The sequence below is a fragment of the Gloeobacter kilaueensis JS1 genome (genome assembly GCF_000484535.1).
Classification (GTDB): Bacteria; Cyanobacteriota; Cyanobacteriia; order Gloeobacterales; family Gloeobacteraceae; genus Gloeobacter; species Gloeobacter kilaueensis.
The window spans coordinates 4,680,418-4,693,431 of sequence record NC_022600.1; the positions used below are offsets into that span (position 1 = coordinate 4,680,418).

Below are 13,014 nucleotides of genomic sequence, written 5' to 3' on the forward strand. Positions count from 1 at the left end.
GTTCCGGTTCGCCCTCGCCACCTGAACGTTACTAAGATTTGCGAAGTTGCATTCTGGCTTTCGATCTACGATAAGAAGGAACCTCGAACCTTGACCATGACTCAAAAGCGCATCCTGGTGGCTGAGGATGTTGCCGACAACCTGCTTCTCATCCAGAGCATCCTCGAGAGCAACGGTTACGCGGTCACTGTCGCCCAAAATGGTGCCGAAGCAATCGAGCTGGCAACCAGCCAGCTACCCGATCTCATCTTGATGGATCTTTCGCTGCCGGTCGTCGATGGCTGGAAGGCGACTCGCGTCCTCAAATCACAAGATTCTACCCGTCCGATCCCGATCATTGCTCTGACCGCCCACGCCATGCAGGGGGACCGCGAAAAAGCGCTCCTTGCCGGTTGCGACGATTACATGAGCAAACCCATCGATATCGCTGAGATCGAACAGGTGACGGCGAGTTGGCTGGCCCGGACGGACGGGGACGCACCGCAGGCGCAGTAAGAACTTCTACTTTCTGCCTCTGACTAAAACAGATAAACAGAGCACTTGCGAATTTCCCCAAACTGGCCTTGAATAGGGAACAGCTTCCAGTGTTGGGCAAATGGCAATCTCTGGTATGCGCAACGTGCGGGGAGAGTCCTTGGTCGGCCTGCTGGTCGCCCTCTCGGTCCTGGCGGCGATCTTTGCCTTCACGCCGCTGGTCGTCCAGACTCGCCTGATGCCTCTGCAATCGGCATCCCGCTACACTTTCTCAGGCTTTGTCGCCCACTTCAACCGCCTGGCGAGCCACCAGGCCGCCGCCAATTGGGCCAACCCCAGCTTTCGCGCCTCCAGTCTGGCGGGCACCTATCCTCTGGCCGAAGGTAGCGCCCAGACTGCCACCGTCAGCTTCGAGGGCTGCCTCGATCCAGCTGTGGCTGGACTGCACAACAACCTTCCCCCTTCCCAATCTGAGGCGCTTGCCGCCCAGATCACCCGGCAAACACCTGCCCAGGTGATTACCAGCGGCGACGGCCAGACCGGCGGCGTCATTCTCAACGAACCCTACGACCGCCGCCTGCCAGAGGTGACCCAACTTCTTCGCTACAAACTCACCGGTCCCGCGATCAGCGACGGCAACCCGCCCCCTGTTGCCATCAGTCAGATTCCGGCAAGCCCCGAACAGTGCCAATAACGACAGGAAACCTACCCGACGATGGTATCGCTGGCAATCTCTCTTCTTCTACTGCTCGGAGCCATTCCGCTGATGCTCACCAACAACGCCCACAACATCAGCATCGTGCGCGAGGACCAGCAGGCCGCCGCCCACCAGATCGAGCGAGAAACCCTCTACGCCGCCATCCAGTACGCCATCGCCGACATCAACAACGAGGGCGGTTCAAGGCAGATGCAGCAGGACTTTCCGGAAGCAGGGCTGAGCGTCTATCTATTCACTGAACCCGAAACAATCGTCGGCCAGACCTACCCGATCATCCGCATCCGGGCCACTGCCCGCCCGCTCACCACCAACCCCCAGATCACCCCCAACTTTGCCACCAACAACACCCAGGTTGCCACCGCCGCCTTCGACCCGATCACCCGCATCGCCACCCAGGTGCGCTACATCGACATCCAGAGGAGCAACTGACCGATGCGCCGCAACAGACGAGGAGTCACCACCACCGAGACCGTTGTCGGCCTGGCCCTGATGCCCGGCATCTTGATCGGTGCCATTAGCCTCTACAATATCTTCTGGCAAGAATCCCACCGCCTGAGTGAATACCGCGCCGCCCGCGAACAACACAAGCAACTGGAAAATGTCCTCGCCCCTGCATTGGATGGGATGGTTTTTAGTAAGATGGTTACTCCTCGCATATCAAATGGGCCCACTTACGACACTTTCCAGTCATATACAAACTACGATACAGCTATTTGGCGCTGGGTTCATGATGGTAATTCGGTATTTACTATTTTATATCCACAGCTTGTAGGTCTTCAACGGACTAGCGGTATTTGTTTGCAAGACAGACTAACAAACCTTGAGTTTGACAAGCGAAATCAAACATTGAAGCTAACGCGGTACCAGTACCGTAAAGACGGTCAGCTTGTCTCGTGCTTAGGTGGAGGGCAAGAGGGCATTCAAAGCACTGAACAAATTATATGGCAGAGGGTAGCCGATGCACAGATCCTGAGGCTACCAAATCTCGGTCTTGAGCTTTATGTACGCTTTGATGGAGAGCCGGAATGGCAGGCAGTTAATGGAGGCACTCGAGAAGATTAGCCGGTGCTGCTATCAGAAACTTTTCTGATTGGCTCTTACCTTATTGTACGTGATGATGTATACTTCTTCAGTACTACATCGCTAAACCGTCTAAAGGAGTTGATTCAGATGCGAGTAAGTGGCTTACTGTTTTTGGGCCTATCTTGTGTCGTCGTATCTAGCTTGCAACTCGCCCCAGCTTCTGGATTCAGCATTTCTGATTTAGAGGCTAGCAACAAAGAATTAATGGCAGCGGCCTCTCGACTCTCACCATCACTACTACAAAATGCTATCCAATCCCCACAAGCTTTTTCATCCCCCGATCAAGCATTGACCATTCAAGTAAGTTCACCAACTAGCTTGTATGTTGGTGGAGATGGAGATGTTAAGCAATATAATGCTAGTACTGGTACCTTCTTGGGCAATTTCGGTACGTCTATTTTCTCTAGTCCAGACCTTACTTACGGAGGTCCAGACAATCACTTTTTTATAATTGACGGTTTCTCCTCAAATGTTTTGGAATATGATCAAGCTGGAGTCTTTGTGCGCGTACTAACTGGCCCGGCGAATGGCTTAGAACTTAATCAACCAATTGGCGTCACCTTCTCCCCATACAATGGAAACCTATTTGTGTCAGATATTGGAAATGCCAGTAATGGAGTTTTTGGCAATATACGGGAAATTAACCCGACTACAGGCGATTTAATAAATACTCTAACTAACGGCCCAAAAGGCTTTCAGCCTCTACAAGTTGCATTTGCTAATAACTCTCTTTACGTGAGTGATCTTACGTCCAATAGCGTCCTTCGCTACAATCCTTCCACAAATGTCTTTGATACCTTTGCCTCCAGCAGTGAACTTACAAGTCCAGGAGGTTTAGCTTTTGGAGGTTCGAGCCTTAACAATGATCTATTTGTTGTTGGCTCAGCGAGCACAATCTTGCGTTATGATGGCGCAACTGGAGCGTTCAAATCAATTTTTGCAACTAGTACTCTTCAAAACACTACTTTGACAGATCTTGCCTTCGGTCCAGACGGCAATCTTTATGTTACTGATACTAGAAACAGTAGTATCCTGAAATTTGATGGTATCACTGGTGCATTCGAGGGCCAGTTCGTTACACAGCAGGACGGAAACTTAACTAATCCGACAGGCATCTTGTTCGCCCCGTCATTAGTGCCTGAGCCGGTGATTGGTGGATCGGCTTTTGGGTTTGGTGTTCTGGGTCTGTTGGCGATCAAGGCTCGACGGCGCAGGCAGGTAGGCTCCAGCAAATAGCAAGGGTTATTTGCTAAGGAGTTTGCGTACTTCGGATTCGACTTCGCGAGGATAGACGAGCCAGACGCGGGTCTCGGGCTGGATGAGGGAGCGGACCAGTTGGGAGGCGTCGGCCAGTTCGCGCAGGTCCGCTCCATCGCGCAAAAAGATGCCCTGTTCGTAGAGGGTGTAGCCCCTGGCCTGGGTGTTCTGGAGGGTGCAGTAGTGGGTAGACGGCCAGCCCAAGGCGGCAACGGCGGCACAGACCCGCTTGTAGACAAATTCGCGGTGCAGGTCGGCTAAGTCGGTGACTTCGATCGCTTTGAAGAGGTCGCGGTCGAGGAAACGGCGGCAGAGATCGCCCAGGATCGGGTCGGGATGGTTGCGCCAGCGATTGAGGTGGTAGGTGAAGAGAATGTCGTCGGAGGCGAGGTAGGTTTGGAGGGGCATCTGTTCGATGTCGAGGACCAGCCAGGCTTTGATCTGCTCGTCCATCTCCAGTTCGCCGCTGCGGGCGTAGCGGGCAGCGAGGGCGAGCGCCTGCTGGAGGATGAAGCGGGCAGCCATGTTCTTCGGGTGGTAGTAGACCTGGGAGTACATGAAGTGGCGGACGACAAGGTAGTGCTCGATCGCGACCATCTGCTTGCGTCCACTCAGGACCAGGGTCTGGGTGGGCGGGTCGAAGTCGATGGCATGGATGATCCGATCGAGGTCGAGCTGGCCGTAGCGGGCTCCGGTAAAGTAGCTGTCGCGCACGAGGTAGTCGAGGCGGTCGCAGTCGAGCTGGCCTGAGATGAGCTGGGAGAGGGCGCTGATCGGGTGGGTCTTATTCAAGACGGCGCAGAGCTGACGGTTGAGGCCGGGGTCAAAGGCGTCGAGCAGTTGTGCAATCTGAGTGGATTCGCAGAGGATGCGGCGGGTCCACTGCTCGTGGTCGTAGTTGAAGATGTGTTCGCTCGCATGGCTGAAGGGGCCGTGGCCAACGTCGTGGAGAAGGGCAGAGCAGAGGGCGACCGTGCGAAAGGGAGCGAGCATCGGATAGCGGGGCGCGAGCCGGTCGAAGATGCGCCGGGCGATGGCCAGGACACCCAGAGAATGGGTGAAGCGCGAGCCCTCGGCACCGTGGAAGGTGAGGGCGGCAACGTCGAGCTGGCGGATGCGGCGCAGGCGCTGAAATTCGGGGGCATCGATGAGGCCGATGAGCAATGCCTCAGCTGGATCGCTGCCCGAAAGGCTGATCGCCCCGTGGATCGGATCGTGGTAGGTGCGGGACTTGCGCTGCAGAAGATTCATAAAGGTGCCCGGAGCAGTACCAGTCGGCCCGGTTGGCTGGAACGCCCGTTCACATTATCGGGCATGGGCAGCAAGTTAGGGGAGAAATCAACCTTCGAGGGGCAGCGCACCAGCGGCAGGTTCGCTCTGGGCGCGGCGTTCGCCGGGGCGGGCGGGCAGGCGGACGCGCAGGGTCGTGCCTTTGCCCGGTTCGCTCTCCGCCCAGATCTGGCCCTGGTGGTTTTCGACGATCGTCTTGGCGATGGCAAGGCCGAGGCCGGTGCCGCCCGCCTGCCGGGCACGGGCGGTATCGACCCGATAGAAGCGCTCGAAGATGCGGCCCAGGTGCTCGGGGGCGATGCCGATGCCGGTGTCGCTCACGGTGACAATGGCATCTTTGCCCTCGCGGCCAGTTGTGAGGGCAATCTGGCCCCCGGTCGGGGTGTAGCGGATGGCATTGCCGAGCAGATTGGTAAAAAGCTGGCTCATCTGGTCGGGGTTGGCGACGACCATCACCGGCCCACTGGTCTTGATCGAGACGTTCAGCCCGGCGGCGGCGGCGAGGGGCATCTGTTCTTCGACAATCTGCTGGAGCAGTTCTGTGAGGTTGCAGTCGGTCTGGCCCTCGGCGTTTTCCTGGCCCTCGTTGCGCGCTAAGAACAACAGATCGCCCACCAGGCGGCCCATGCGCCGGGTCAGACGCTCGGAGACTTCGAGGCTTTTGCGGTAACTCTCGGCGGAGGGCTCCGGGTCGGCGAGGGTGACCTGGACGTTGGTCTGCAGGGCGGCAAGGGGCGTGCGCAATTCGTGGCTCGCGTCGGCGGTGAACTGCTTGAGCTGGTTGTAGGCTTCGCGGATGGGCCTGAGGGCCATCTCGGTGAGCACCCAGCCCCCGGCGCTGATGAGCAGCATCGCGATACTGAGGCCAAAGAGCAGATCGAAGAACAGTTGCTGGGCAGGTTTATCGACCTCGAACCACTGGTGAGAGACGCGCAGATAGCCCAATAGCTGGCCCTCCCGGCGCACTGGCACGGTGAGCTGGCGCAGTTTGTGGCCGGGGGAGACTTCGACCGTCGCTCGAATCAGGCCGCGCGTCAGGGGCACCGGGCGGCGAAAGACGGCGGTGGAGCGCACCGGGCGGCCCTGGGGATCAAACCACTCCAGATAAATCAGATCCAGTTCGATCGTCGGATCGTCGTCGCCACCGGCAAAGACCCGATCGGGATCGACCCGGAGCCTGCCATCGGCCTCCGGCACGATCACCATCGAGTGCTCGATGAGCTGGACGACGTGCTTGAGCGTGTCGTCGATGCGCTCGACCAGGGTGCTGCGCACGTAAGAATAGAACCCAAAAGCCAGCAGCGCCATGATTGCGGCGGTGACGGCGATGTAGCTTGCGAGCAGACGAGAACGGGCCAGCTTGAGGGGATTGCGGGTGGGTGGGCGCACGACCAGCATCCAGGACACTGCTTCTATTAAACAGCTCCAGTATCACTGCGAAAGAAGAGGCACCTGGCTTTTTGGTGGGCCGTTGCCGCCGATGTTATCTTGGTGAGCAATTGAGCCTGCCAGCGAGCGAACAGCAATGCCCAGAAGCCAGCGCAACGACAACTTCATCGACAAAAGCTTCACGGTCATGGCCGATATGATCCTCAAGATGATGCCGGTCAAGCGCCAGGCCAAAGAAGCCTTTGCCTATTACCGGGACGGCATGTCTGCCCAGGCGGACGGCGACTACGCCGAGGCCCTCGAATACTACAACGAGGCGCTCAAACTCGAAGAGGACGCCTACGATCGCTCGTTTATTCTCTACAACATCGGCCTCATCCACGCCGCCAACGGTCAGCACGACGAAGCGCTCGTCTACTACGACCGGGCCCTCGAAGACAATCCCCGCCTGCCCCAGGCGCTCAACAACATCGCCGTCATCCACCACTACCGGGGAGCAAAGGCCGAAGAAGACGGCCACCCCGAGCGGGCCGAGCCCCACTACGAAAAGGCCGCCGCCGCCTGGGTGCGGGCGATCCGGCTGGCTCCCGACAACTATATCGAGGCGCAGAACTGGCTCAAGACCACTGGCCGCGCCGAGTTGCTGTACTGAATAAAGGACCGGTGCTGTGCTCGATCCCAAACTGCTGCGCGACAAGCCGGAGTGGCTCACCGAACGGCTGAATACGCGCGGGGACGATTTTGGTCCCACCGTGCAGCAGCTGGTGCTGCTCGATCGGGAGCGGCGGGCCAGCCAGACGGAGGTGGGCCGATTGCAGGCGGAGAGCAACCAGATCGGCAAACAGGTAGGAGCGCTGCTGCGCAGCGGCCTGGCGGCGGACGCCCAGGAGGTGCTCGCCCTCAAGCAGCAGGGCCGGGATCTGGGGGACAGCCTTGCCCGCTTGCAGGAGCAGGAGCGCACCCTGGACGAGCAGTTTGGGAAGTTGCTCCTTACCCTGCCGAATGTTCCCCAGCCGGTGGTGCCGGTGGGCAAAGACGAAACAGAAAACAAAGAAGTGCGCCGCTGGGGCGAGCCGCGCACATTTGATTTCGAGCCCCTGCCTCACTGGGAGATTGGCGAGAAGCTGGGGCTTCTGGGTTTCGAGCGGGCAACAAAGGTGGCCCAGACCCGCTTTGCCCTGCTGGTAGGCGACGGAGCCCTGCTGGAGCGTGCCCTCATCTGGTTCATGCTGGATCGCCACCGCGCCCACGGCTACAGCGAAGTGCTGCCACCTTATCTAGTCAATACCACTGCCCTGACTGGCACCGGGCAGTTGCCGAAATTTGCCGAAGATAGCTTCCGCTGCCAGGACGACGAGCTGTGGCTGATTCCGACGGCAGAAGTGCCGGTGACCAACCTCTACGCAGGCGAGGTCTTGAGCGCCGCTGAGCTGCCGATTCACCACTGCGCCTTCACCCCGTGTTTTCGGCGCGAGGCCGGGAGCTATGGCCGCGACACGCGGGGGCTGATTCGCCTCCACCAGTTTCATAAAGTCGAACTGGTCAAATTCTGCCGCCCCGAGCACTCCGAGGCGGAGCACGAAAGCCTGGTAGCGGACGCGGAGGATATTTTGCAAAAACTCGAGTTGCCGTACCGGGTGCTGGAATTGTGTACGGGCGATCTGGGCTTTTCCGCCTCCCGCTGCTTTGATCTGGAAGTCTGGTTGCCGAGCCAACAGCGCTACCGCGAAATCTCCTCGTGCTCGAATTTTCTCGACTTCCAGGCGCGCCGGGCCAAACTGCGCTTCAAAGACCCGGATAAAAAAGGGACCGAATTTTTGCACACTCTAAACGGCTCCGGTCTGGCCGTGGGCCGCACCTTCGCCGCCATCCTCGAAAATTACCAGAACGCCGATGGGACGGTGAGCGTGCCCCGCGTCCTCAGGCCCTACCTGGGCAAGGATTTGCTCAGCCCCTGAATTCACCTGCGCAGGGCGTTGACAGGGGGAGCTTATTTGCTACACTGATATTACGCACACGAAGTAATTGGATTAGCAAGGCATGGAGACGACCACCCGAGAACCTTCCCGGCAGGCATTCTTCGAAGAGTGGAAGGATATTCTCGCTCCCACCGGCTTCGGGTATCGAGTGCGGATTCTCTCGCAGTTGATGAGTCGTCGCTTTCAAGACCGGCTCGAACCGTTTGGCATCACCCCCTTTCACTGGGTCGTGCTCTGCTGCCTGTGGCAGGAGGACGGTCTGCCCACTTCGGCCATCTGCGAGCGGCTGCAGCAGGTGGGCGGCACCCTCACCGGCGTGCTTGACCGGATGGAGGAGCGGGGTCTGGTCCGCCGCGAGCGCGACAGCCGCGACCGGCGCATCTGGCGCGTGTTTCTTACCGAGCAGGGCGAAGAACTGATGGACGAGCTGCCGCCTGTGGTGCGCCGGGTCAAAGAAGAGACCCTGGCTGGGATCGCCGAGGAGGAGCGCGCCCTATTAAGCCGCCTGCTCGATCGGACGATCGCCAATCTCGCCAATTAACTTGACAGTTAATACGCTGTCATTTATTCTGCCTGTATAATTTACGTATGCTAAGCAATCGTCGATTGAGCGGGGGAAAGATGAGCGCACAAGATTTTGCAGGATGGACCCGGCACATACCCGATGTCGTCATGCCCCTCTTTTTTGCCTGTTTATTTAGCATTCTAAATAAACGCCCTCTTAATTAGTCTCGCTTCTTACCAAGGAGAGAGTTCAGATGAAGAACGCGAAGGTAGCGACGGTACCGGCGGAGCTGACCGAAAGAGAAGCCGCAGACGCACCGACCCGTCCGCTCAAAAAGGGATTGCCGCGCATTTTGTTGCTGGCGGGGCTGGGCATGGGTCTGGCGGCGGCAGGTGTCGCCGGTTTTCACTGGTGGCAGTACGCATCGAGCCACGAGGAGACCGACGACGCCTACGTGAGCGGCCACATCCATCCGGTGAGTGCCCGGATCAACGGCACCGTGCAGAAGGTGCTCATCGACGACAACCAGCCCGTCAAAGTCGGTCAGCCGCTGGTGCTGCTCGATCCTCGCGACTATCAGGTGCAGTTGCAGCAGGCGCAGGCGGCTCTGGCGGTGGCAAAGCGTCAGGCGGAAACGGCCCGCTCGAACATCGCCTTTGCTGCCGGTAGAGCTGGTGCCCAGCAGACGACCGCCGGGGGCAACGTCGGGGCAGCTGAAGCGGCGATCCGCTCCGCCCAGTCGGTGGTCGTCGAAGCTCAGGCCGGGATTCCAGCCGCCCAGGCCCAACTCGCCCAGGCAAACGCCAACCTGACCAAAGCCAGGCTCGACTACGAGCGCTACCAGAACCTCGAAAAAGAAGGCGTAGTCGCCCGCCAGCAGCTCGACACCGCCCGCGCCACCTACCAGGTGCAGGTGGCGGCCCGCGACGCGGCAGCCGAAGGGGTGCGCCAGGCCCAGGCCCGCCTTGCCCAGGCCAGACAGGGAGTAGCCAACGCCAGGGCCGGATTGCTGCAGTCGGAGGGTTCCCTCCAGGATGCGCGGGCGGCCAACCTCCAGACCGATGTCAACCGCGCCCAGTACGAGGCCGCCCTCGCCGCTGTCCAGCAGGCCGAGGCGAACGTGCGCAACGCCCAGCTGCAGCTTTCGTATACGCGCATCGCCGCCCCTATCGCCGGACGCATCGGCAAGCGCACCGTCGAGGCGGGCCAGCGCGTCCAGCCCGGCCAGCCCCTGCTCTCGGTCGTCCAGAATCAAGTCTGGGTGACGGCCAACTTCAAAGAAACGCAGCTCGCCCACATGCGCCCCGGTCAAACAGTCGAAGTGAAAGTCGATGCCCTGGGCGGCAAAGCCTTCGAGGGCAGAGTCAATAGTTTCTCCCCCGGCTCCGGCCAGACCTTTGCCCTCTTGCCCGCCGACAACGCCACCGGCAACTTCACCAAGATCGTTCAGCGGGTGCCGGTCAAGATCGTGCTCGATCCGGCGAGCGTGCGCGGCTACGAGCCGTTGCTCGTGCCTGGTCTATCGGTCACAAGCAGTGTCGAGGTCAAATAGGAGCGCCAGGCTATGACCGCGAGCAGCATTGCAACAAAGCCCACTCCCACAGGCCAGAGCGATCAGGTGTCTCTCAGAACCTGGATCAACGTCGCAGGCGTTCTTCTGGGTGCGTTCATGGCAGTGCTCGACATCCAGATCACCAACTCGTCACTCAAAGATATCCAGGGGGCTTTGAGCGCCTCCCTCGACGAAGGCTCCTGGATTTCGACCGCCTACCTGGTCGCTGAGATCGTCGTCATTCCGCTCACCGGCTGGCTTGGCATCGTCTTCTCCAAGCGCAACTATCTACTGGTCAACGCGGCGCTCTTCGTCGTCTTCTCGGTCTGCTGCGCCTTTGCCTGGGATCTCAATTCAATGATCGTCTTTCGGGCACTGCAGGGGTTTACAGGTGGCGTGCTCATTCCGATGGCCTTTACGGTCATCCTCACCAAGTTGCCCCGCGCCAAACAGCCGGTGGGCCTCGCCCTCTTTGGCATCACCGCCACCTTTGCGCCCACGATCGGCCCGACATTGGGCGGCTGGCTCACCGAAAATTACGGCTGGGAGTATATCTTTTATCTCAACGTGATTCCCGGCGCGCTGCTCATCGCCTCGGTCTGGTTCACGATGGACAAGGAGCCGATGCAGCTGGGCCTCATCAAACAGGGCGACTGGTTCGGCATCCTCACGATGGCGGTGGGCCTCGCCTCGCTGGAAGTGGTGCTCGAGGAGGGCAACCGCAAGGACTGGTTCGGCAACGACCTCATCCTGCGCCTCGCCATCGTCGCAGCGATTGCCCTGACCCTGTTTTTCTGGATCGAATTTACGAGCAAAAAGCCCTTTATCAACCTGCGCTTACTGGGCCTGCGCAACTTTGGCCTGGGTGCCGTCGTCAACGTCGGCCTGGGGCTGGGCCTCTACGGTTCGGTCTACATTCTGCCTCTGTATCTGGCCCAGATCCAGGGGTACAACGCCATGCAGATCGGTGTTGTGATCATGTGGGCGGGCCTACCGCAACTGGTGATCATTCCGCTGTTGCCCAAGTTGATGCAGCGCATCGACCCGCGCTGGCTACTCGGGTTCGGCTGCTTTATGTTCGGTGTCAGTTGTGTGATGAACGCCTACATGACGAGCCAGACCGGCTACGACCAGCTCATCTGGTCGCAACTGGTGCGCGCCATTGGCCAGCCCTTTATCATCACACCCCTCTCGACGATCGCCACCTCTGAAATTCCGCCGGGACCGGAGGCCGGCTCCGCTTCGGGGTTGTTTAACATGATGCGCAACCTCGGCGGCTCGATCGGGATCGCCGTTTTGAGCACCCTGCTCACCTGGCGCGAACAGCTCCACTCCGAGCGCATCGGCGAGGCAATCTCGCTTTACGCTCCCCAGACCCAGGAGCGGCTAAACCAGCTCACCCAGTTTTTTACCAGCCGGGGCGCTGACCTTGCCAGTGCCCAGGAGCAGGCGATCAAGGCCCTCGACACGATCGTGCGTCGCGAAGCTTACACGATGGGCTACAACGATTGTTTCTTCTTTATCGGTGCGGCGCTCATCCTTTGTTCGGCAGTTGTCGTATTCTTGAAGCGGCCCAAACTTGGGGCCGGTGGCGGAGGTGCCCATTGACCCAATTGCAGGATCTGTTGAGCGACCAGCAGTATCGCACAGTCCTCAAAGCAGCCAGTCGAGCCCAGGACGAGCGGCAGCTACCGCTCGTCGCCTGGGCTCTGGGCTTTGTGAGCCTGACGGAACTGGCGGCTGTCCTGGAGACGGCCAACCGCAGCCAGAACGCACCGACCCCCAGACCTTAGCCGTCGAACGATCATGGCGAAGCCGCTCCTGGTCTTCGATCTGATGGACACGGTGATCGTCGATCCGTTTTATCGGGAAGTGCCCGCCTACCTGGAGACCACCCTCGAAGAATTGCTCAAGGTCAAACATCCCACCAGCTGGATCGAATTTGAGACCGGCCTGACCGACGAGGCCGGTTTTTTAGCCCGCTTCTACCGCGAGGACAGCGGCCTGACGTTACTTTCGCCCGAAGATTTTAAGCACATTTTCTTTTCGGCCTACCGCTTCGTCGATGGCATGGAGCTGTTGCTGGAAGAACTCAGATCCTCCGGCTACAGACTCTGGGTGCTCTCGAACTACAGCCGCTGGGCAGTGCGCGCCCGCGAGATCCTGGGTCTCGATCGCTTCTTTGAGGGCTACAGTATTTCCTGCGACATCGGCCACCGCAAACCCAGCCCCCAGGCTTATCAGGCGGTGATCGACGCCACCGGCGAGCGGGACTGTCTGCTCATCGACGACCGGCCAGTGAACATTGCCGGAGCCCGCGCCGCAGGCATGGACGGCATCTTGTTTGAGAACACCACCGCCCTGCGCCGTGTGCTGGAGGCGCGGGGCATCTGCTAGCTTGAGAACATGGAAGAGAACCGCCCGGTGTACCCCACGGACCGCACGTCGCTGGAGCGCGACTGCGCCCTCGAATTTGTCGTCGCCGGTGGTCCCGGCGGCCAGCATCGCAACAAGACCGAGAGCGGTGTGCGGCTTACTCACAAGCCGAGCGGCACGGTCGTGCTCGCCACCGAGCGCCGCTCCCAGCACCAGAATCGGGAGGTGGCCTTCGAGCGCATGGCCGCAAAGCTTGCCCGTGGGCAGCAAATCCAGCCGCCCCGCAAGCCGACGCGCCTCTCAAAAGCAGCAAAAGCGCGCATCCTCGAAGCGAAGCGTCGCCGCTCCGCCCTCAAGCGCGAGCGCACCAGTCGCGTCGAGATCGACTAGA

The 13,014-nt window shown here is 59.6% G+C and carries 15 protein-coding genes; 13 read left to right on the forward strand and 2 right to left on the reverse strand.

The window, feature by feature from the left end:
* Positions 1–96: 96 nt before the first annotated feature.
* The 5 genes from GKIL_RS21780 to GKIL_RS24340 all read left to right on the forward strand — a co-directional run bounded on the left by GKIL_RS21780 (position 97) and on the right by GKIL_RS24340 (position 3,511).
* On the forward strand, positions 97–495 hold the full coding sequence (locus tag GKIL_RS21780; RefSeq protein WP_023176096.1) for a response regulator: 399 nt from the start codon (positions 97–99) through the stop codon (positions 493–495).
* A gap of 100 nt (positions 496–595) precedes the next feature.
* Positions 596–1,168: a hypothetical protein gene (locus GKIL_RS21785; RefSeq protein ID WP_023176097.1), complete on the forward strand. Its 573-nt coding sequence runs from the start codon at positions 596–598 to the stop codon at positions 1,166–1,168.
* 21 nt (positions 1,169–1,189) lie between these two features.
* Positions 1,190–1,621: a hypothetical protein gene (locus tag GKIL_RS21790; RefSeq protein ID WP_023176098.1), complete on the forward strand. Its 432-nt coding sequence runs from the start codon at positions 1,190–1,192 to the stop codon at positions 1,619–1,621.
* Positions 1,622–1,624: 3 nt separating this feature from the next.
* Positions 1,625–2,254, forward strand: a complete 630-nt coding sequence (locus tag GKIL_RS21795) for a hypothetical protein (RefSeq protein ID WP_023176099.1) — start codon at positions 1,625–1,627, stop codon at positions 2,252–2,254.
* Positions 2,255–2,257: 3 nt separating this feature from the next.
* Positions 2,258–3,511 (forward strand): Vgb family protein, encoded by a 1,254-nt coding sequence (locus GKIL_RS24340; RefSeq protein ID WP_081705343.1) that lies wholly within the window; start codon positions 2,258–2,260, stop codon positions 3,509–3,511.
* A 6-nt stretch (positions 3,512–3,517) separates the two neighbouring features.
* Here the strand turns inward: GKIL_RS24340 and GKIL_RS21800 are convergent, their stop codons facing one another.
* Positions 3,518–4,783, reverse strand: coding sequence for an HD domain-containing protein (locus tag GKIL_RS21800; RefSeq protein WP_023176101.1), 1,266 nt, complete (start codon positions 4,781–4,783; stop codon positions 3,518–3,520).
* Between the two features lie 87 nt (positions 4,784–4,870).
* The gene (locus GKIL_RS21805; protein ID WP_023176102.1) at positions 4,871–6,220 is read right to left on the reverse strand and encodes a sensor histidine kinase; all 1,350 of its coding nucleotides are present in this window, start codon (positions 6,218–6,220) and stop codon (positions 4,871–4,873) included.
* 127 nt (positions 6,221–6,347) lie between these two features.
* Here GKIL_RS21805 and GKIL_RS21810 point away from each other — a divergent pair, with 127 nt between their 5' ends.
* The 8 genes from GKIL_RS21810 to GKIL_RS21845 all read left to right on the forward strand — a co-directional run bounded on the left by GKIL_RS21810 (position 6,348) and on the right by GKIL_RS21845 (position 13,013).
* Positions 6,348–6,863 (forward strand): photosystem I assembly protein Ycf3, encoded by a 516-nt coding sequence (locus GKIL_RS21810; RefSeq protein WP_023176103.1) that lies wholly within the window; start codon positions 6,348–6,350, stop codon positions 6,861–6,863.
* Positions 6,864–6,879: 16 nt separating this feature from the next.
* Positions 6,880–8,169 carry a serine--tRNA ligase gene (serS, locus tag GKIL_RS21815; RefSeq protein ID WP_023176104.1) on the forward strand — a complete coding sequence of 430 codons (1,290 nt, stop codon included), beginning with the start codon at positions 6,880–6,882 and terminating at the stop codon, positions 8,167–8,169.
* Positions 8,170–8,251: 82 nt separating this feature from the next.
* On the forward strand, positions 8,252–8,731 hold the full coding sequence (locus GKIL_RS21820) for a MarR family winged helix-turn-helix transcriptional regulator (protein ID WP_023176105.1): 480 nt from the start codon (positions 8,252–8,254) through the stop codon (positions 8,729–8,731).
* 217 nt (positions 8,732–8,948) lie between these two features.
* Positions 8,949–10,247, forward strand: coding sequence for an HlyD family secretion protein (locus GKIL_RS21825; protein WP_023176106.1), 1,299 nt, complete (start codon positions 8,949–8,951; stop codon positions 10,245–10,247).
* 12 nt (positions 10,248–10,259) lie between these two features.
* Positions 10,260–11,855 carry a DHA2 family efflux MFS transporter permease subunit gene (locus tag GKIL_RS21830; RefSeq protein ID WP_023176107.1) on the forward strand — a complete coding sequence of 532 codons (1,596 nt, stop codon included), beginning with the start codon at positions 10,260–10,262 and terminating at the stop codon, positions 11,853–11,855.
* A complete protein-coding gene (locus tag GKIL_RS21835; RefSeq protein ID WP_023176108.1) occupies positions 11,852–12,040 on the forward strand; it encodes a hypothetical protein in 189 nt (62 codons plus the stop codon). The genes GKIL_RS21830 and GKIL_RS21835 overlap by 4 nt, the downstream gene beginning before the upstream one ends.
* A 13-nt stretch (positions 12,041–12,053) precedes the next feature.
* Entirely contained in the window at positions 12,054–12,644 is a 591-nt protein-coding gene (locus GKIL_RS21840) for an HAD family hydrolase (protein ID WP_023176109.1), read from the forward strand.
* 9 nt (positions 12,645–12,653) lie between these two features.
* Positions 12,654–13,013 carry a peptide chain release factor family protein gene (locus GKIL_RS21845; protein ID WP_023176110.1) on the forward strand — a complete coding sequence of 120 codons (360 nt, stop codon included), beginning with the start codon at positions 12,654–12,656 and terminating at the stop codon, positions 13,011–13,013.
* Position 13,014 lies beyond the last annotated feature (1 nt).